Genomic DNA, 19,210 nt, shown 5'->3' with positions numbered 1-19,210 from the left:
CGGCACTCAGTCGAATGTGGCCAGCGCCTGCGGCAGGTCGAGAGTCGAGCGGATCCCCGGCGCCGCTCCGCACACCGCCGCAACGGTATTGACGGCGCGGTTGGCGGTGTAGCCGGGGGAGACCGCGCTCATCCGTTCGAGTGGCACCGGGAACCGGATGTCGATGTCGAGCGGGGCGTCCCCGTCGACCGCGAGATGCCACCCGGTGGCCCGTACGTCCCACTCGATGTCGGTGGTGCAGTACCAGGTGGCACGGAAGCGCAGCAGTTCGCGCCCGTTCCTCATTCCAGAGACGGTAACCCGTTGTGCCGCAACGGTGCCTGCCTCGATAGTGCCCGCAGCGATCGTCGTGGTCTGTCTCGCGACGGCCACCTGCCCGCTCGCCTCGACCGCGTCGAGGGGCAGGCCGAGGCCGTCCGCGAGCAACTGCAGGGACGGCCCGAAACTGGCCCGCAGGTGTGCCGCCCGATGCTGTGAGTCGACGGTCGGGTCGCCGCCGAACCCCATCACCTCGAACAGCATCGCGGGGGAGTCGCGCCGGGAGAGATCGGCGAACTCGTCGATGGCCAGGTGCTCGAGCCGGCGCTGCACCGAGGCCAGGACGAGCGGGACGGCCTCGGTGATGAATCCGGGACTGCTGCCGGTGCTGTGGATCGAGGATCCGCCGAGCTCGCACGCCGCTTCGACACGAGCGCGGACGGCGGGATCCATGCTCGCCGGATGGTGGAACTCGCCGCGAGTGGTGACGATGTTGATGCCCGATGCGAGTAGTCGGCACACCTCGTCGTGGTCGCAGGCGCGCGGCATGTACAGGACGCAGTCGACGGCGGCGTCGACGATGTCCTCGATGCTCCCCGTCGCGAGAATCCCCGTCGGGCCCGTGCCGCACAGTTCGCCGGCGTCCCGTCCCACCTTGTCGGTGCCGTGGACGTACACGCCGGCCAGGGTGAGATTCGGGTGCTCGATGACGCCGCGCAGCGACTTGGCTCCGATGTTGCCGGTGGCCCACTGCGCGACCCGGAGTGAACGGGCCTGCTCGGAACTGCTGCCGCTGTCACGCAACGTATTCGACTCCACTCTGGAAAGGGGTTGGGGGTGCTGCGGTCAGGGCAGGCGAAGGAGCGCTTCCTGGGCGTAGGAGGCGACGAGGTTCCCGCCCGAGGTGAGGACGTCGCCGCGGCCGAAGCACCGGCCGCCGGCCACCAGGGGGCTGTGCTGGCGCAGCAGCAGCCAGTCGTCGGTGCGCAGCGGGCGATGGAACCACAGGGTGTGGGAGGTGACCGCAGAGGTGAAGGCGGTGCCGTTGCCGAGTTGGCACAACCCGTCCACCGACAGCAGGGCGGTGCCGATGAGGTTGAGATCGGTTGCGTACGCGACGAGTGCCGGCCCGAGAGTCGGATCGACTTCCGGTGTGCGCATCCACATTTCGAACTCCGGCGCCGCCGTGCCGGTGGCGTCGAGGTCCGTGGTGGTTCGGGTCTCCCACGGGATCAGGTCGAAATGGGCTCGGTGCCGGTCGGGCAGTACGGCCGAGACGTCGGGGACCCACTGGTGCACCGGGCCGTCCTCGGGAGAGTGCATCGAGATCGTGGCCGTGGCGATCGGCCCCTTCGACTGCCGTGCCACGACGGTCAACGTGGCGAAGGATCGTCCCTCGTGCTGGCGTGTCACCTCGTAGCGGACCGGTTCGTCGGCCCGGCCCTCGCGGGGGAAGAGGACGTGGAGGGACTTGAGGTCCTTGCCCGGACAGGCCAGGGCAGCGGCCCGGGTGAGCTGGCCGAGGATCTGGCCGCCGAAGAGGCGGTGGTATTCGAGGTGCTGGTTGTCTCCCTCGTACACCGCGTGGGTGTCCGCCACCGGGCGCAGGTCGAGGCAGGCGAGTAGGTCGTTCCACAACTCGGACATACCGCCGAGTGTAATCAGAACTCTGCCGAAAAGAGAATGTTGTTCTCGCTAGGAGTGTGCGAACCCCCGTGCACAGAAGGTCCAGACTTCCTCGCCGGTGATGGGCTTGACGGTCGCGTCGTCGGTCGCGCCGCTGGACTGGGCGATGAACATGACCGTCTGCATCGTCATCGCGGCCATGCGGCGGGGGTTGACGTCCTCGCGCAGTTCTCCGGCTTCGTACGCCCGCTCCATCAGCTCCGTGAACAGTGCGAGCAGGGAAGAGTGTGCGACCTTGACCTCGGACGGATGCGAGACCAGCAACTGTGGAGCAAAATCCGTGAACAGCGGGCGCTGGGCGGTCGGGTCGGGGCGGCAGAACTCGAAGAGGAGCTCGATCGAGACGCGGAGCTGCTCGATGGGGTCGGTCTGGCCGGCCGCGGCGGCCCGGATCTGGTCCGCGGAGCGGCTCAGTGCATCCTCGAAGAGGGCGAGCAGCAACTCGTGTTTGCCGTCGAACTGCAGGTAGAAGCTGCGCAGGGATTGCTTCGACCGGTCGACGACCTCCTGCACCGTGAAGTCCGTCGTGCCCTTCTCGGTGATGATCGCCTGTGCGGCGTCGAGGAAGCGCTGGACACGCTGTTCCGCGCGGAGTTTGGCGGTTTTGATGGAGCGTTCGACTGCGCGCGCCTTCCAGGCCGGCTCTTCGTTTGCGCCGGTCACGGTCGGATCTGCGCTCTCTCATTGATGGCGAACATGGAAGCACTGTACCGGAGGGTAAGGCGCAATTGCGCCGCCAGGTCACATGGCGCGGTCTTTTGAGAGACTATTACTTTCATCAAATGAGAATGCTATTCTCGCTCCCATACTGTGCACCGCGCTCTGATGGAGGAGGCAGGTCGGAATGCTCTTCGAGTTCGATTCCGATCAGCGGCTATGGCAGGACACGGTCCGTGACGTCACGGCCAAGGAGTGTTCGCCCACGCTGATTCGTAATGTCGTCGACAACGGTACGGATCCGGGTCCGCTGTGGAAGCGGTACATCGATCTGGGCTGGACCGAGTTGACGGACCCCGAGGCCGCCGTCGAGCTGGCGATCGTTCTCGAAGAGCTGGGGCGCAGCACCGATCCAACGCCCTATCTCGCGACCATGACCCAGTTCGCCCCTCTCGCAACGGCATTTGCCGATCCCGCCCTGTCGGGTACGGCGGTGTACGACGGCATCGCCGTGCACCGGGTCGGCAGCGACTGGGTGCTCGACGGCACGGCCCATCACGTCCTCGACGGCGACCGCGCCGACCGGTTCGCGGTCGTCACCGGGGCCGGCGTGTTCGTCGTCCCCGCCGAGCAGGTGACCGCGACTCGTAGCCCGGTGTTCGATCCCGTCCTGCACCTCGCGGAGGTCCGCTTCGGCGGAGTGCGGATCGGCGACGAGGCCCGCAGCGACGTCGACCCGGCCCGTGCCCGCGAGCTCGCGCTGACCGGTATGGCATTGACGACGGTTGGTGCGTGCCAGCGCATCCTCGACCTCGCGCTCGAACACGTTCGCGGTCGCGAGCAGTTCGGTGCGCCGATCGGATCGTTCCAGGCGGTCCAGCACAAGGCGACCGACATGCACGTCGCCATCGAACGGGCTCGTGCCCTGGCCTACTACTCGGCGTTGACGATCGCGGCCGACGACCCCCGCCGGCGGGTGGCCGCGTCGATGGCCAAGGCTGCGGCGGGCGAGTGCCAGTCCCTGGTGTTCCGGAACGGGCTGCAGTTGTTCGGCGCCATGGGGTTCACCTGGGAGAACGACCTTCAGTTCGCGCTCAAGCGAGCCAAAGTCGGTGAGCTGCTGCTCGGCGGCGCGGCCGAGCATCGAGCGCTCATCGCCGCCGCGCGGGACGCGACCATTGCCAAGGAGTACGCGTGCAACTGACCTTTGACGACGACGTCGAGCGGTTCCGGGCCGAGTTCGTGGCCTTCCTCGACGAGCACCTGCCCACGGATGCCGAGGCGGGCGAACGGTCCCATTCGAGTGCCCACGTCCCGGACTGGGCCAGACGCTGGCAGCGCGTCCAGTTCGACAACGGCTGGCTGCTGCCTGGCAATCCACCCGAGTTCGGCGGCCGGAACGCCACCATCCTGCAGCAGTACGTGCATCTCGAGGAGCTGTCCAAGCGGCGGATCTACCACAGTTTCAATCCGCAGGGGCTCGGCATCATCGCCGCCTCGCTCCTGTCGTTCGGCACCGACGAGCAGAAGGAGCGCTGGGCCGCAAGGATTCTGCGTGCCGAGATCACCGCCGCGCTCGGGATGAGCGAGCCGGGCGCCGGCTCCGACCTGGCGGGGCTGCGCACCCGGGCCGTCCTCGACGGCGACCACTTCGTGGTGAACGGGCAGAAGGTCTGGACCTCCGGCGCCCACGACGCCGACGTGCTGCTGACCTTCGTGCGCACCGACCCGGACGCCCCCAAGCACCAGGGGATCAGCGTGCTGCTCATCCCGACCGACACCCCCGGCGTCACGCGCCGCCCGTTCGCCTCGGTCTGCGCCGAGGACGACCTCGACTTCAACGAGGTGTTCTTCACCGACGTCCGGGTGCCCGCCGAGAACCTCGTCGGGGAGTTGAACAAGGGCTGGCGCGTGGCGACGGGGTCGCTCGGTCACGAGCGCACCCTGCTGTGGCTGAGCTTCGCCGACCGACTGGAAGACCTCATCGAGGACTTCCGTCCGGTGACCGAACTGGACCGCGATCACTACGCCACCCTGGTGATGGACGCCCAGGCGCTGCGGTTGCTCGGCTCCCAGGCGCTCGCTCGCGAAGCGCGGGGCAACCAGGACGTGGCCGCGCTGTCGGTACTCAAACTGCTCGGGTCCGAGGCCGTGCAGAGTGCAGCGGAACACGCATTGAGCGCGGCCGGCTCGGACGGTCTCGTCCATCCCACGACAACCGCGCCGTACACCCCGTGGAATCTCGACAACTTCTCGTCCGGTTGGTTCGAGCGGTACGTCCGCAGCTTCGCCGGGACCATCGCCGGCGGCACCTCCGAAATCCAGCGCACCATCGTCGCCGAGCGCGTGCTCGGCCTTCCCCGAAGCTGAGGAGCGGGTCTTGTACATTCTCTACGAGGTCGCCGACAAGATCGCGACCATCACCCTGAACCGCCCCGAAGTGGCGAACGCCCAGAACAGCGACCTGCTCGACGAGCTCGATGCCGCTTGGACTCGTGCCGCCGAGGATCCCGAGGTGGCGGTCATCGTGCTCCGGGCCGAGGGCAAGCACTTCTCGTCCGGCCACGACCTCAACGACGGCAAGTGGCCCGCGCCCGGGAACATCACCCTGGAGTGGATCATTGCCGCGGAAAGTCGTCGCTATCTCGAGTACTCACTACGTTGGCGCAATGTGCCCAAACCGTCGATCGCGGCGGTGCAGGGCAAGTGCATCGCCGGCGGGCTGCTGCTGTGCTGGCCGTGCGACCTCATCGTCGCCTCGGACGACGCCTCGTTCTCGGATCCCGTCGTGATGATGGGCATCGGCGGTGTCGAATACCACGGCCACACCTGGGAACTCGGTGCCCGCAAGGCCAAGGAGATCCTGTTCACGGGACGCCCGGTGACGGCGGACGAGGCCGAGAAGGTCGGCATGGTCAACAAGGTGGTGCCCCGCGCCGAGCTGGACTCCGAGACCCGGGCGCTGGCCGAGCAGATCGCCGACATGCCGCCGTTCGGACTCCGGCAGGCCAAGCGCGCTGTCAACCAGACGCTCGACGTGCAGGGCTTCTACGCCGCGATCCAGTCGGTGTTCGACGTTCACCAGACCGGACACGGCAACGCGCTGAGCGTCAGCGGATACCCGATCCTCGTGAAGCTGGACGAGATGAAGGCCAAGCTCCGGTAGGCCTCGAGGACAACAGAAGACGTCGACACCCTGGCAGTGAGCAATCCCGCTCCGCTGTCGGGGTGTTGGTGAGTCTGGACTCTTTCTGCCACATGGGCGTGCAGGTTTCGGACACGGACATGGAGAGTCCCAGGCAGTTTCGCAAAACCCAGTGGTGGGCGGCGGGTCCGTTCACCGGATAGGAGATTGATCATGCGGGTTTCGACCTCCCGTCGGGCACTGGCTGCCTGTGGATTCGTGGCCGTCCTGGCCGCGAGCGTCACCGGCTGCAGCAGTGACTCCGACGACGACGCCACGGCGGCGACGACCACGACCAAGGCTGCCGCCACCACCACCGCTGCCGCCGCCGCGGACCCGGCGGCGACCAAGGAGATCACGGACGCATACGTCGCGTTCTTCAACGGGACGACCCCGCCGGCCACCCGGGCCGGTCTCGTCGAGAACGGCGCCACCTTCCAGCCGGCGCTCGAGGCGATGGCCGCCGATCCGCAGGCGTCGGCCACCACCGCCACGGTCGCCAAGGTCGCCACGACCGATGCCACCAACGCCGACGTCACCTACACCCTGCTGATGGGCGGCAACCCGGTGCTTCCGGATCAGGGTGGCCAGGCCGTCAAGCAGGACGGGACCTGGAAGGTCGCCGCGGCCACCTTCTGTGCGCTGCTCTCGATCCAGGGTGGCGGCGGCGCCCTGCCGCCGGGCTGCTGACGACCCCACCCGCGAACGACTGTGGGGCGGCGCCGAATCCGAAACGGATTCGGCACCGCCCCACAGTGCTGTCGGGGTCGGCTCAGCCGGCCTGCTGCGCGTACAGCGCCGCGTACTCCTTGCGCGAGCGCGTCGAGATGTCGACGTCGACGGCCTTGGCCCGCAACGCGCCGACCGTGGCCTCCTCGCGCGGGATGTGCGCGAACGGATCGAAGCTCAGGAACCGGCAGGCGTTCTGCCAGGTGATCTTGTTGATGTCCGAATCGTCGGCACCGGCCGCAGTGAGCTCGTTCAGCACGAACTCGGGGGCGTCCGGCCACAGGGAATCCGAGTGCGGGTAGTCGCACTCCCACGCGATGGTGTCGATGCCGATGTCGTGCCGGAGCTTGAGCGAGGTCTTGTCGGTGACATAGCAGGCGATCACGTGCTCCCGGAAGACCTCGCTGGGCAGCTTCCCGCCGAAGTCGCGGCGCAGCCAGCGCTGATTGGTGTAGTGCCGATCGGAACGGTCCAGGAAGAACGGGATCCAGCCGATTCCGCCCTCGGACAGGGCGACCTTCAGCTTGGGGAACCGCCGCATCGCAGGTCCCCACAACAGGTCCTGAATCGCGATCTGGGACACGCTGGGCGCGAGCACCATCAGATTGTCGATGGGGGAGTCCGGGGCCAGTCGCAGTGCGCCGAAGCCCTGACCGATGTGCAGGTTCATCACCATGTCGTTGTCCGACAGTGCCTGGAGAACCGGGGCCCAGTAGTCCATGTCGTGGTAGCTCGGCAGGCCGTCGATGTGCGGTAGTTCGGGCATGGTGACCGAGTGGCAGCCGAGCTTCGCCACGCGCTCGATCTCGTGCACTGCCAACTGCGGATCCCACAACGGCAGGATCGCGATCTTGATGAACCGGCCGGGGTAGGCGTCGTCCCACTCCTCGAAGTGCCAGTTGTTGTAGGCCTCGATCATCGCGACCGTGATCTCGTCCTTTGCGTGGCTCAGGTGGCCCGCGCTGAACCCGGTGAACGTGGGGAAGCACATCGAGGCGAGGATGCCGTTCGCGTTCATGTCGTCGATCCGCTGGTGGATGTCGTACACCGCGGGCCGCATCTCGGCGTAGCTGGCCGGATCGCGTCCCCACTCCTCGGCGGGCCACGTCACGACCGCGTTGAGTCCTGCGACGCCGGTCGGGCGGTCACGGTAGATCCACCGTTCGATGCCCTTCTCGTCGAGCACGACCTTCGGTGCGTAGTCCTTGTACTTGGCCGGCACGTGTCTGTCGAACATGTCGAGCGGTTCGACAACGTGGTCGTCGATGCTCACCAGGATCATGTCGTCGATGTTCATGTGGACTCCTTTCGTTCTCGCTGTCGCCTACAGGTGCACCAGTCGGGGCGCGGACCCCTGGGTGCGGATGATCGCGCCGGCTTCCCGGGTCAGTTCTCGGGAACTGCCGAGCAGACCGTCGAGTACCAGTGTGCGGCGGACGTGCCGGTGCAGGTCGTGTTCTGCGGTGAACCCGATGCCGCCGAGTACCTGCTGGCAGTGGCGTGCGGCAGTCAGCGCCGCCTGTCCCGCAGCGGCTTTGGCGAGCAGTGAGCCGAGATCGTCGGTCGCGGAGTCGAGGGTGGCCTCCGCTCCCTCGATGGCGACCAGCGTCTCGGCGAGCTTGTGCCGGATCGCCTGAAAACTCGCGACCGGCTTGCCGAACTGAGTGCGATCGAGGGCGTGGGTTCGGGCGAGGGCCAGCATGGCGCGGCTGCTGCCCACCAGCCACCATCCGAGCGCTCTGCGCCCCGCAGCGAGGGGAACGTCGTTCCCCGAGGGAACGATTCGGACCGGAAGCTCACTGTCCAGGCCGGTGTCGTTCGACCCGGTGCGGTCCCACACCACCCAATGCCCGCCCGCTGACGGCAGGGGCACGGTGGACCCGATGGGCAGGCCTGCCGCGGCGAGCACGACGTCGTTGACCAGTGGTGCGTGCGTGCCCGTTTCGCCGAGCAGCCGGAACACCAGCGGCACAGCGACGTCGGGCATCTCCGTGAGCATGTCCGCCCAGCCGAGCTCGGCGAGGGCCTCATAGAGTTCGGCGCCCGTCGCGGATGCCATTGTCTTGCGCAGTGTCTCGTCGAGCAGGTCCAACTCGACGTCGTGAACGGTCACTCCGCCCCCAAACTGAGCAGTCGACGCGCGATGATGTTGCGCTGAATCTCCGCCGTCCCACCGTAGATCGTGGCGGCGCGCGAGTACAGGAATTCCGTCCGCCACTCGGGATCGGTGAACTCGACCGTCGCGGGCAGCACGTCCCGTGCCGTGTCGAACAGTCGCTGTTCGGAGGTGGCGAGCAGCACCTTGTCGATCGAGGTCTCCGGTCCCAGCCGGGCACCGTCCGCCAGACGCCGCTGCGTGGCGTGAGACCGGCAGCGGGCGGTGTGCAGGGCCAGGTAGGCGGCGCCGAGGTCGGCGTCATCCGACTCGGTTGCGACGGCGGCGACCCGGTCGAGTCGGGTGAACAGGTACGCGATCCGATGCCAGAAGCAGGTGGACCGTTCGTGTGGAAGCAGGTCCATCGCCACTCGCCACCCGTCCCCGGGTTTGCCGAGCATCCGGTCGGCAGGCACGACGACGTCGTCGAAGTACACCTCGGCGAACTCGTCGACGCCGTGCATCGTGCGCAGGGGCCGGACGGTGATGCCGGGGGTGTCCATGTCGACGAAGAACGCGGTGATGCCGTCGTGGCCCGGACCGGTCCTGGTGAGCAGCACACAGCGGGACGCATACTGCGCCAGACTCGTCCAGACCTTCTGGCCGCTGACCACCCAGTGGCCGTCGCCGCGGTCGGTGGCGCGCGTGCTCAGCGAGGCGAGGTCACTGCCCGATCCCGGTTCCGAAAAGCCTTGGCACCATTGTTCGCGACCGTTGAGCAGTCGCGGGACCATTTCCGCGGCCAGCTCGGGGCGGGCGTACGAGATCATCGTCGGCGCGAGGACCTCGATCATCGAGTAGATCCCGGGCTCGGCCAGGTCCCGGGTGGCGACCTCCTCGCCGAGAACCGCGCGGAGAACGGCCGGTCCGCCGAGGCCCCCGACCTCGGCGGGCCAGCCGTACCGCATCCAGTCCGCGTCGTGGAGCGCGCGGCGGACGCGGGCCAACTGCGCGACCTGGCCGTCGAGCGAATGATCCGGGCCGGGGGCCAGATCGTTCTCGTCGAGCCACGTCTGCAGACTCGAACGGAATTCGTCGATGTCCATGAACGATCAGGCGCTCGGTCGCTCGAAGGCGTGCGGGATCCCGGAATCGTGCGCGCCGCTGCGACGGATGAACGTCATGGCCCGCGTGCGCAGCCGCCAGCCGTCGGCGGTACGGACGTAGGTGTCGTTGTAGTACCCGATCCGCATGTCGTGGGTGGCCTCCTCGACGAAACAGAGCGGCTGGGTGCCGGTGGCGGTGTCCCCGTCCAGGTCGATCAGCGCGGTGCCGGTCATGAACAGTCCCTTGGGAGCGGCCGCAACCAGTTCCGGAAACTGGTCCAGCGGGAACGCGTCGCCGAACGCACTGTAGGTACCGTCGGGGGTGAAGACGGCGATCACGCCGTCGACGTTGCCGCGGGTCATGTTCACCGCGTACTCGGCGAGCAGTTGATTGATCTCGACCAGGTCGTCAGTTGTCGACGTTGTTGACATAGACCTTCCCGCCTTTCATGACGAATTGAACGTTCTGGGTGACGGTGACGTCCTGCAACGGATCCCCGGGAACACCGATGACGTCGGCGAGCAATCCCTCGGCGAGCCGACCGCGGTCGGGCGCATTGATCAGCTCGGCCGCCACGACCGTGGCCGCGCGGAGTACGGCAAGCGGGGGCATCCCGCGCTCGACCAGCGCGACGAGCTCGTCGGCGTTCTTGCCGTGGGGGATCGCGGGTGCGTCGGTGCCGACCGCGATCTTCACGCCGGCGTCGTATGCCTTCTTCACCGACGTCCGGGCGCGGGGGAACATCAGGGCTGCCTTCTCCTGGAGTTCCTTCGGTGCGTGCGAGACATCCATCGCGTCGGCGAGCCGGGTGGTCGGAACCAGGAAGGCGCCCGCCTCCACCATCTTCTCGATGGCGTCGTCGTCGAGCAGGAAGCCGTGCTCGATGCAGTCGATTCCCGCGGCGATCGCCGCCCGGACGGCATCGGCGCCGTGGGTGTGCGACGCTACGCGGAGTCCCCGCCGGTGTGCCTCGTCGACGATCGCCCGCAGTTCCTCGTCCGAATAGTGTTGTGCACCCGGTGTTCCGGTGTGCGACATGACCCCGCCGGAGACGCAGACCTTGATCAGCTGCGCACCGTGCTTGATCTGGTACCGGACCGCCTTACGCACCTCGTCGACGCCGTTGGCGATGCCCTCTTCGATGGTCAGGTCCAGCACACCGGGGGAGAAGGCCGCGAACATGGTCGGGTCGAGGTGGCCACCGGTCGGGGTGATCGCGTGTCCGGCAGGAACGATCCGGGGACCGTCGACCCAGCCCGCGTCGATCGCCTTGCCGAGCGCGACGTCGAGCAGGTATCCGCCGGTCTTGACGAACAGTCCGAGGTTTCGGACCGTGGTGAAGCCGGCACGCAGCGTGCGGCGGGCGTTGCCCACCGCACGCAGCATGCGCAGTGGAGGGTCGTCCTGCACGGTGGAGTAGACCGGCTTCTCGCCGCGTCCACCCATCAGCAGGTTGACCTCCATGTCCATCAGGCCGGGGACGAGGATCAGGTCGCCCAGATCCACGACCTCGCCCTCGGGTTTGCCGCCGACACCGACGATCCGGTCATCTTCGATCCGCAGAATTCCCGGGCGGACGATCTCGCCGGAGTCGACATCGAGATAGCCGGCCGCCTTGAGTGTCAGCATGGCGTCAGACCACCGGCTCTCGGATGATCTCAACCCAGGCTGCACCGCTGTCGAGCACGCGGGGCTGCTTCCACACCTCGACCGGGAACGACACCATGACCACCGACTGCATCAAGTGCATCAGCCGCTTGGCGTCATCGGGCATGTCGTGCAAGGGGAATCGCGCATCGAGGTAGACCATCACGTCCTCGAGCCGTGCCATGCCGACGTCGTAGAGATCCTGCATCTCCTCCATCGACGAGGCAAGGCGCTTTGCGTAGCGTTCCGGCTCTGTCTGGAGGATCCAGTCACCGAACCGCTCCAGGTCGGCGAACTCGGCCGGCAGCAGGGGAGTCGTCGTCTCAGACATGTGCGACCTTTCCATTGGTCGTGGCGGCGGTGCCGCCGGTCGTGTTGGTCGTGGCGGCAGCCTTGTGCTTGGCCACGTAGTCGCCGGCGGTCTTGTGCAGGTGCCGGAGCAGGATCTCCTGGTCGCACAGCGGGAAGTCGGTGACCGCCCGGGTGCCGATCTGGGTCTGTGTTGCCTCCAGCGTGTTCGCGTCCTGGAGGGCGTATTCCTTGAAGGTGACTGCCGCCAGTTCCTGAGAGAGTCGCTGGCGAGTGTTCTTCGGAGGCACGAAGTAGAGGTTGGCTTCGAAGATGTGCTTGTCCACGGCCGTCGGCCAGTAGTGGTAGGTCAGGTACCAGCCGGGTGCCCAGAACAGCAGGGTGAAGTTGGGGAAGAATTCGAACGAGTCCGTGCCCCAGGTGTTCTGGCGAGCAGGATTGATCGCCGGCGGCAGCTCCTCGGGCAGGATGCCCTTGATGTCGGGGCGGTCCCACGGGCCGAACAGGCCGCTGTGCAGGACCCGCTCGATGGGCTTGACCATGTTCAGGTCCTTCGGCGGGGACATCCCACCCCACGACGAGATCATCGCGTGGTCGTCCTTGATGTCGTAGTGCAGCGCCTCGAACCCGACCTTGGCCAGCTTCTCTGCCTCGTCCTTGGTCGCCTGCTTCATGTGCAGGATCGGTGCGTGGTAGAACTCGGTGAACGCGTCGATGAACAGCTTCCAGTTGGCGTTGATCTCCGAGCGGTAGCTGTAGACCTCGGTCATCTCGTGGAAGGGGTAACCCTCCAGGCCCTTGGCGAAGTCGCCGAGGTAGTCCGCCAGCGGGCCGGCCTCGTCGTCGAAGTTGACGAAGATGAAGCCTTCCCAGACCTCGCACCGCACCGGCTTCAGTCCGTAGGCGCCCTTGTCGAGATCGAAGAACTCGCCTTCCTGCTGAACGAAGGTGAGATCGCCCTTCAGGCTGTAGCGCCACGCGTGGTACTTGCAGGTGAACTGGCGGCAGCTGCCCGCGACTTCCTCGCCGGGATAGTCGTTCCACACCAGCTTGTTGCCGCGGTGCCGGCAGAGGTTGTAGTACGCCCGGACCTCACCGTCGCCGTCCTTGACGATGATGATCGAGGTGCCGGTGCCCACCGACGGCATTTCGCGCGTGAAGTAGCTGCCGGTCTTCGGAAGGCGCTCCACGCGTCCGACATTGAGCCACAGCTTCTTGAAGATCGCCTGCTGTTCGAGCTGCCAGTGCTCCGGGTCGATGGAATCGGAGTAGTCGACGGGCTCGGTCCCGAGTTCGGGCCAGTTCTCGGTCCAGCTACCCACGGCTGGCTTGGTGAAGTGTGACAAGGGTCTACCTTTCGTTTCCGGGCCCGTGGCCGCTGTGCTCGATGTCGCTGTGCGCGAGGTTCTTGTGTGCGATTTCGTCGGGCGCGAGGCCGAATGTGTTGATGGCCATGGCCATGGTCGAGTAGCCGCCGACGGTGAAGACGAAGTCGAGTCGCTGGCGGTCGTCGAGTTGCGCCCCGAGTGCCGCCCAGGTCGCGTCGGTCAGCCGGGACGTGTCGCCGAGCTCGTCCACGGCGCTGAGCACCGTCTGCTCGAACTCGTCGTTCGACTTGCCGAGCCGGGTCGCCTCGATCTCCTCGTCGCTGAAACCGGCTTCCCGGGCGATCTCGGTGTGATGGTGCGACTCGTACGCGCAGTCGTGGCGGTGCGCCACGCGCAGGATGGTCAGCTCGCGCAGGCGCGCAGGCAGTGTCGACCGGTACAGCAGGTGAAGGCTGAACCCGAGGAACGACTTCGTCAGGTCGGGGTGTCGAGCCAGTGTCGACAGCATGGGGCCCGCGCCGTCCGGGTGCTGGCGGTCTCTCGGGAGCATGCCGGCGAATGCGCGGCGAGTGTCGTCGTCCCATTCGTCCGCCGGTAGCGGTGTCAGTCCCATCCGTAACCTCCTCTCATCGAGAGAATAGCATTCTCATTTCTGAGCACAAGGTTTCCACGTCGGGCCCTGATAGTCAACGCCTGGGGGTGACTGCGCTCGGCGACCCGCTGTCGAGGGCTTTTGTCGGCGGTTGGCCGCTTCGCCGCGTTCGGCCTCTCTGCCTGCGGTGCTTGATTCACGGATCAATCAATTCCTGCAGACTCTGTTGATTCTCTCTCAAGGAGAAGCTAGTTTCCCACCAGTGAGAGCAACACTGCCCATCGGGGAGTGACCTGAGTCGAGGTCGGGCGCTCACGCAGATCGCCTGCACCGGCTCGACGACGAGCCCCAGCGGAGGAGGACCAGGTGAAAGCACAGCGAACAGTCGTCGCCCTTGCGGCGATGGCGCTGCTGGTCGCGGGATGTAGTGGCCGCGGCGACAGTTCCGGTTCGGAGGAAGGCGCCGGAGGTGGTGGCACCAGCAGTTCAGCGGCTTCGGGCGACTTCGGTGACCTCACCGATGTCTGCCAGTCGGGTGATGCGAAAAGCGCTTCCGCACAAGGCGTGACGGCCGACGAGATCAAGGTCGGCGTGTTCACCGACATGGGCTTCACCAAGAACTCGGAGTTCGCCGACGCGGCGAAGGCGTTCTCCTCCTGGTGCAACGAGGCCGGCGGCATCAACGGCCGCAAGATCACCGTCAACATTCGCGACACGAAGCTGATGGAGGTCCGGCAGCGGATGCTCGAGGCCTGCCGCGACGACTTCGCCCTCGTCGGCGGCGGTGCCGCCCTCGACGGTCTCGGCGTCAAGGAGCGCCTGAACTGCCTGCTGCCGAGTTTCCCGGCGCAGATTGCCCAGGCCCAGTCCGTCGGCGCGGACCTCGAGGTCAGTGCCGCGCCCACCCAGGTTCCCGGCTACGACCCGTACTACGGGTACCGGAAGTGGCTGATGACCGATGCGTATCCCGCATCGGCGGCCGCTGTCGGCATCATCAACGGCGACTCGCCGGTGACGAAGAATCTCGGCGACCAGGCGGTCGAGGCCACTCAGGCCGGGGGCGGAACGTTCGTCTACAACGACCTGTACCCGGCGGCCGGTGTCGCGGACTGGACCCCCTATGCGCAGGCGATCAAGGCCAAGGGCGTCAAGGGCCTGATCTTCTACGGCGACTTCAAGCAGCTGGCCAAGCTCGAGGACGTCCTGACCGGAATGGACTACAAGCTGGACTGGATCGACGCCAACAGCAACGCCTACAACGAGTCGTTCCTGGAGCTGGCGGGCAACTCGCTCGATGCCCAGAACAACTTCGCCGATCTCGGCGGCGTCGCCCCGCTGGAGAGCGACAACCCGGCGACCAAGCAGGTCACCGAGATGTTCGAGCAGTACGCACCGGGTGCCCAGATCACCCTGCCCGCGATTCGTGCGATCTCGTCGTGGCTGCTGTTCGCCAAGTCGGCCGGCGCCTGCGGTGACGATCTCACCCGGGCCTGCCTGCTGGAGAACGCGAAGAAGCAGACGGAGTGGACCGGCGGGGGACTGCAGGCGCCGGTGGATGTGTCGAATCCGACCGTCCCGCAGCCGTGCTTCAACGTCGAGGAGGCCACGCCCGACGGGTGGAAGGCCGCGGACTTCGAGCCGGACAACGGTCTGTACCGCTGCGACGTCGCGCCGTACAAGTACACGAAGGACTACGGCAAGCCGCTGACTCTCGCCGACGTCGGCAAGAGCATGAGCGACGTCGGGTAACGGACCATGGAGCAGTTCCTCGCCTTCGGGATCGTCGGGCTGAGCGCGGCCGCGATCTACGCGATCATCGGCAGCGGCCTGGTGGTCACCTACACGACCACCGGTGTGTTCAACTTCGCGCACGGTGCGGCGGGCATGATGGCCGCGTTCGCGTACTGGCAGCTCAGCGTCGGCTGGGGGTGGCCGGTGCCGTTGGCGCTGGCCACCGTGCTGCTGGTGCTCGCGCCGGCGTTCGCCCTCCTGGTCGAGCGAGCGATGCGGCCGGTGCAGGCTCTCGGTGAAGCCGAGCGAATGGTCATGACGATCGCGTTGCTCAGCGGTCTCATCGCCCTCGCCCGGTGGATCTGGGATCCCAACACGGCCCGCTCGTTGCCGAAGTTCTTCGCCGACCAGACGCCGCTGCGGATCGGATCGGTGACGATCACGTGGCACCAGGCACTGACCATGATCGTTGCCGTGGCCGTTGCGATCGGTCTGCGAATCCTGCTGACGCGCACCAGAACCGGTGCCGAGATGCGGGCCACCGTCGACGATCGCGGCCTGGTCGGCCTGACCGGCGCCGACCCGGTGCGGGCCAATCGGGTGGCGTGGATGCTCGGTACCGAGCTGGCCGCGATCGGTGGCATCCTCATCGCCCCGACCATCGCCCTCGACTCCACCCAGCTCTCGCTGCTGATCGTCAGTGCATATGCGGCGGCCATTTTCGGCCGACTGCACAGTCTGCCGATGACGTTCGTCGGCGCGATCGTGGTCGGCTGCCTGGAGAGCTACCTGACCGGGTACCTGCCGCAGAACGAGTTCCTTCCCGGGTTGCGGCTCGCGGCTCCCGCGCTGCTGCTCCTCCTCGCGCTGTTGCTGTTCCCGCACGGTCGCCTGCGTGGCCGGGACCGGCAACTCAGTCAGGTTCCGCTGCCCACGATGCGCGGCACGCTCGCCTTCGGCGGGGTGGTCGTCGCGTTCGGCGTCGTCCTCGCCACCGTGTTGGGCGAGGCCGACCTGGTCACCTACGGACAGATCTTCGCCTTCGGCGTGATCGCATTGTCCTTCGTGCCGCTGGCCGGCTACGCGGGGCAGATCTCGTTGTGTCAGTTGAGCATGGCAGGTGTCGGTGCGATCGTGTGCGCCAGGTTCGGTGCGCAGGGACAGTGGTGGGCGTTGATCGTCACCGTGCTGGTCACCGCCGTCATCGGCGCGGTCATCGCGTTGCCTGCGTTGCGGCTGTCCGGAATCTACCTGGCGCTCGGCACCGCGGCCTTCGCCGTGATCCTCGACCGCTGGATCTTCACCCTTCCGTCCTTCAGCATCTTCGGCACCGAGATCACGCTGTTCGACCAGGGATCGGTGGAGTTGGTGGGGCCCAACCTGTTCGGCTTCCAGATCGACACCCCAGCGGAGACCACGGTGTTCGCGGCTGTCTGTCTGGCGCTGGCGACGTTGGCCGTCGCCGCGCTGCGACGCGGACTGCTCGGCAGACGGCTGATCGCACTGCGCGACAGCGAGGCCGCGTACGCGACGCTGGGCGGCAGCCTGCTGATGACCAAGGTGCTGGTGTTCGCCGTCTCGGCCGGAATCGCCGGTCTCGGCGGCGCGCTCTACGGCATGCAGTTGCGTTCCGTCACCGCCGACCAGTTCAACTTCGTCATGGGACTCTCGCTGTTCCTGATCGCGGTGCTCGGCGGCCTCGGCGCCGTGGGCAACGGTCTGTGGACAGGAACCATGCTCGCCGGCCCCTTCAATGCGATCGTCGCGCTCTGGCCGGCAACCCAGAACTTCATCCAGGCGGTGCCCGGTCTCGCCGGCGTCGCGTTCGGTGCTCCCGCCGTCCAGCACGGCGCGATCTCCCTGATGCGCAAGAGCTGGGACGCCACCCTGCGGGACAGACTCGTGATGTCGGTGCTGGGGGGCTGGGCGGTGCTGCTGTGGGTGCTGCGTCTGGCCGACGTGATCAACGGCTACGTCCTGTTCGGAGGCGTGGTGCTCGGAGCGCTCGCCGCGCTCTGGTGGGGCAACGCCCGGCACCGGCCGCCGTCGCAGGCGCCCGAGATACCGGTCGAGTGGTGGGGGCTCGAGCGCCCCTGGCGCCCGGAAGACGAGGAGGAGCTGGATCGTGCCATCGCTGCTCGAAGTTGACGACATCGCGGTCGTCTTCGGAGGACACCGCGCTCTGGACGGGGTCACTCTGACGGCCGAAGAGGGCCACGTCACCGGCCTGATCGGACCCAACGGCGCAGGCAAGAGCACGCTGTTCGACGTCGTCTCCGGTCTGCGCCGTCCCGCCGCGGGGCGAGTGCTGCTCGGCGGCCAGGACGTCACCAGGGCCGGTCCGGCCCGCCGCGCCCGACACGGGCTGGCCCGGACGTTCCAGCGCCTGGAGCTCTTCGGTCGGCTCAGCGTTCGCGACAACCTGCTCGTGGCCGCGGAGCTGGGACCGGAGCGACGTCACGCGTCACGGGTGGTCGACGAGATCATCGGACGGTTGGGTCTGGAGTCGGTCGCCGACACCTGTGCCGACTCCGTGACCACCGGTACCGCCCGCCTGGTCGAGGTGGCACGCGCGCTGGCGGTTCGACCGACCCTGCTGTTGCTCGACGAGCCGGCCGCAGGCCAGGACGCCGCGGAGACCGAGCGGTTCGCGGCGTTGCTGCGATCGCTCGCCGAGGGCGGCACGGCGGTCCTGCTCGTCGAGCACGACATGGAACTGGTCATGAACGTGTGCGACACCGTGCACGTGCTCGACCTCGGGCGGATCATCTCGGTCGGCACGCCCGAGGCGGTCCGAAGCGACGAGGCCGTGCTGGCGGCCTATCTGGGGCAGGCATGAACGCGATACTCGAACTACGCAACGTGCGCGCCGCGTACGACGCGATCACCGTTCTGCACGGCATCGATCTGAGCGTCGAACCCGGGCAGATCGTGGCCCTGCTCGGGCCGAACGGCGCGGGCAAGACGACCGCGTTGAAGGTTGCCGCCGGTGTACACCCGGTCGCGTCGGGGCAGCTGCTGCTCGGCGGCCGTGACGTCACCGGTGCTGCGTCCCGGGATCTGGCCCGAACCGGGGTCTGCCTGATTCCGGAGGGGCGGGGAGTGTTCCCCAACATGACCGTCCGCGACAACCTGCTGATGATGACGTTCACCGGCAAGTCCAGGGCCGAAATCGAGGAGACTGCCTTCAGCCGCTTTCCGATCCTCGGTAAGCGGGCCTCACAGATCGCGGGGACGATGTCGGGAGGCGAGCAGCAGATGCTGGCGCTGTGCCGAGGTCTGGCAACGGATCCCGCGGTGCTGATGCTGGACGAGCTGTCCATGGGCCTGGCGCCCCTGATCGTCGATCAGCTCTACGAGCAGGTCGCCGAGATCGCCCGCCAGGGGGTCTCGGTGCTGGTCGTCGAACAGTTCGCATCGACCGTTCTCGACATCGCCGACCATGCGGCCGTCCTGGTTCGGGGCCGGGTGCAACGTCAGGGCGTCCCCGACAGTGAATTCCGCACCGAACTAGCCGCCCTCTACCTAGGGAGTCCCACATGACATCGACAGAGACCCGCGCGGATCGCTTCACCCGTGAACTCGCCGAACTGAAGATCCCCGACCCGTCCGCCGGCCGGTCGAGCCTGTGGCTGCGCCTCGGCGTGGCGGCGATGGTGCTCGGCCCGGTCCTGGGGGTGGTGGCATTTCTGATGTCGCACAACACCTCCGATCCGCTGGTTCAGCGCGACGCCATCATCATCGCCCTCATCGGGATCGCGGTCGCGGTGGTGGGTGCCGCGGTGTACCTGCGCTATTCACTCACGGGATTTCTCCGATTCTGGATGGCCCGTCAGTCCTTCGACCTCGGTCAGCTCGCGGACCGGGCTTCGGAAAGTGAGGTTTGA

General features: G+C 67.1%; 20 protein-coding genes. 9 read left to right on the top strand and 11 right to left on the bottom strand.

The features are described from left to right. Window positions 1-6: 6 nt before the first annotated feature. The 3 genes from ACWDUM_RS07475 to ACWDUM_RS07465 are packed head-to-tail and all read right to left on the bottom strand — an operon-like array spanning window position 7 to window position 2,607. Window positions 7-1,077, bottom strand: coding sequence for an NAD(P)H-dependent amine dehydrogenase family protein (locus tag ACWDUM_RS07475; protein WP_450133465.1), 1,071 nt, complete (start codon window positions 1,075-1,077; stop codon window positions 7-9). Between the two features lie 27 nt (window positions 1,078-1,104). Then, window positions 1,105-1,905: an acyl-CoA thioesterase gene (locus tag ACWDUM_RS07470; protein WP_450133464.1), complete on the bottom strand. Its 801-nt coding sequence runs from the start codon at window positions 1,903-1,905 to the stop codon at window positions 1,105-1,107. Between the two features lie 48 nt (window positions 1,906-1,953). Next, a complete protein-coding gene (locus ACWDUM_RS07465) occupies window positions 1,954-2,607 on the bottom strand; it encodes a TetR/AcrR family transcriptional regulator (RefSeq protein ID WP_450111859.1) in 654 nt (217 codons plus the stop codon). Between the two features lie 181 nt (window positions 2,608-2,788). Between ACWDUM_RS07465 and ACWDUM_RS07460 the strand changes: the two genes are divergently transcribed. The 4 genes from ACWDUM_RS07460 (at window position 2,789) to ACWDUM_RS07445 (ending at window position 6,475) form a co-directional block, all read left to right on the top strand. Beyond that, on the top strand, window positions 2,789-3,805 hold the full coding sequence (locus tag ACWDUM_RS07460) for an acyl-CoA dehydrogenase family protein (RefSeq protein ID WP_450133463.1): 1,017 nt from the start codon (window positions 2,789-2,791) through the stop codon (window positions 3,803-3,805). Then, window positions 3,796-4,971, top strand: a complete 1,176-nt coding sequence (locus ACWDUM_RS07455) for an acyl-CoA dehydrogenase family protein (RefSeq protein WP_450111861.1) — start codon at window positions 3,796-3,798, stop codon at window positions 4,969-4,971. Before ACWDUM_RS07460 ends, ACWDUM_RS07455 begins: the two co-directional genes overlap by 10 nt. Before the next feature lie 10 nt (window positions 4,972-4,981). After that, window positions 4,982-5,767, top strand: coding sequence for an enoyl-CoA hydratase (locus ACWDUM_RS07450; protein ID WP_450111862.1), 786 nt, complete (start codon window positions 4,982-4,984; stop codon window positions 5,765-5,767). Between the two features lie 192 nt (window positions 5,768-5,959). Further along, window positions 5,960-6,475 carry a hypothetical protein gene (locus ACWDUM_RS07445; protein ID WP_450133462.1) on the top strand — a complete coding sequence of 172 codons (516 nt, stop codon included), beginning with the start codon at window positions 5,960-5,962 and terminating at the stop codon, window positions 6,473-6,475. A gap of 82 nt (window positions 6,476-6,557) precedes the next feature. Here the strand turns inward: ACWDUM_RS07445 and ACWDUM_RS07440 are convergent, their stop codons facing one another. From ACWDUM_RS07440 to ACWDUM_RS07405, 8 genes are read right to left on the bottom strand one after another with little or no spacing between them, the layout of a single operon-like run. After that, window positions 6,558-7,811, bottom strand: a complete 1,254-nt coding sequence (locus tag ACWDUM_RS07440; RefSeq protein ID WP_450133461.1) for an amidohydrolase family protein — start codon at window positions 7,809-7,811, stop codon at window positions 6,558-6,560. 27 nt (window positions 7,812-7,838) lie between these two features. Then, window positions 7,839-8,573: an acyl-CoA dehydrogenase family protein gene (locus ACWDUM_RS07435; protein ID WP_450112042.1), complete on the bottom strand. Its 735-nt coding sequence runs from the start codon at window positions 8,571-8,573 to the stop codon at window positions 7,839-7,841. Between the two features lie 50 nt (window positions 8,574-8,623). Further along, window positions 8,624-9,715, bottom strand: coding sequence for an acyl-CoA dehydrogenase family protein (locus ACWDUM_RS07430; protein ID WP_450111865.1), 1,092 nt, complete (start codon window positions 9,713-9,715; stop codon window positions 8,624-8,626). Between the two features lie 6 nt (window positions 9,716-9,721). After that, on the bottom strand, window positions 9,722-10,147 hold the full coding sequence (locus ACWDUM_RS07425; RefSeq protein WP_450111866.1) for a nuclear transport factor 2 family protein: 426 nt from the start codon (window positions 10,145-10,147) through the stop codon (window positions 9,722-9,724). Beyond that, entirely contained in the window at window positions 10,125-11,345 is a 1,221-nt protein-coding gene (locus ACWDUM_RS07420) for an amidohydrolase family protein (RefSeq protein WP_450133460.1), read from the bottom strand. The genes ACWDUM_RS07425 and ACWDUM_RS07420 overlap by 23 nt, the downstream gene beginning before the upstream one ends. 4 nt (window positions 11,346-11,349) lie before the next feature. Further along, window positions 11,350-11,694, bottom strand: coding sequence for a hypothetical protein (locus ACWDUM_RS07415; protein WP_450111868.1), 345 nt, complete (start codon window positions 11,692-11,694; stop codon window positions 11,350-11,352). After that, window positions 11,687-13,018 carry an aromatic ring-hydroxylating oxygenase subunit alpha gene (locus tag ACWDUM_RS07410; RefSeq protein ID WP_450133459.1) on the bottom strand — a complete coding sequence of 444 codons (1,332 nt, stop codon included), beginning with the start codon at window positions 13,016-13,018 and terminating at the stop codon, window positions 11,687-11,689. The genes ACWDUM_RS07415 and ACWDUM_RS07410 overlap by 8 nt, the downstream gene beginning before the upstream one ends. A 4-nt stretch (window positions 13,019-13,022) precedes the next feature. Further along, complete coding sequence (locus tag ACWDUM_RS07405; protein WP_450133458.1) at window positions 13,023-13,613, bottom strand: carboxymuconolactone decarboxylase family protein; 591 nt, start codon at window positions 13,611-13,613, stop codon at window positions 13,023-13,025. A 381-nt stretch (window positions 13,614-13,994) separates the two neighbouring features. On the opposite strand from ACWDUM_RS07405, the gene ACWDUM_RS07400 reads away from it, so the two are divergent. Genes ACWDUM_RS07400 through ACWDUM_RS07380 form a run of 5 tightly spaced genes read left to right on the top strand, consistent with a single transcriptional unit; the run spans window position 13,995 to window position 19,210 of the window. Then, window positions 13,995-15,341, top strand: a complete 1,347-nt coding sequence (locus ACWDUM_RS07400) for an ABC transporter substrate-binding protein (protein WP_450112043.1) — start codon at window positions 13,995-13,997, stop codon at window positions 15,339-15,341. A 6-nt stretch (window positions 15,342-15,347) separates the two neighbouring features. Continuing rightward, window positions 15,348-17,471, top strand: coding sequence for a branched-chain amino acid ABC transporter permease (locus ACWDUM_RS07395; protein WP_450133457.1), 2,124 nt, complete (start codon window positions 15,348-15,350; stop codon window positions 17,469-17,471). Beyond that, entirely contained in the window at window positions 17,449-18,162 is a 714-nt protein-coding gene (locus ACWDUM_RS07390) for an ABC transporter ATP-binding protein (RefSeq protein WP_450111872.1), read from the top strand. The genes ACWDUM_RS07395 and ACWDUM_RS07390 overlap by 23 nt, the downstream gene beginning before the upstream one ends. Next, on the top strand, window positions 18,159-18,866 hold the full coding sequence (locus ACWDUM_RS07385) for an ABC transporter ATP-binding protein (protein ID WP_450111873.1): 708 nt from the start codon (window positions 18,159-18,161) through the stop codon (window positions 18,864-18,866). Before ACWDUM_RS07390 ends, ACWDUM_RS07385 begins: the two co-directional genes overlap by 4 nt. After that, window positions 18,863-19,210: a hypothetical protein gene (locus tag ACWDUM_RS07380; RefSeq protein ID WP_450111874.1), complete on the top strand. Its 348-nt coding sequence runs from the start codon at window positions 18,863-18,865 to the stop codon at window positions 19,208-19,210. The genes ACWDUM_RS07385 and ACWDUM_RS07380 overlap by 4 nt, the downstream gene beginning before the upstream one ends.

The organism is Rhodococcus sp. NPDC003322 (assembly GCF_053589555.1).
The sequence above is the reverse complement of the archived record's forward strand: the minus strand, read 5'-3'. Positions and strand labels throughout refer to the sequence as shown.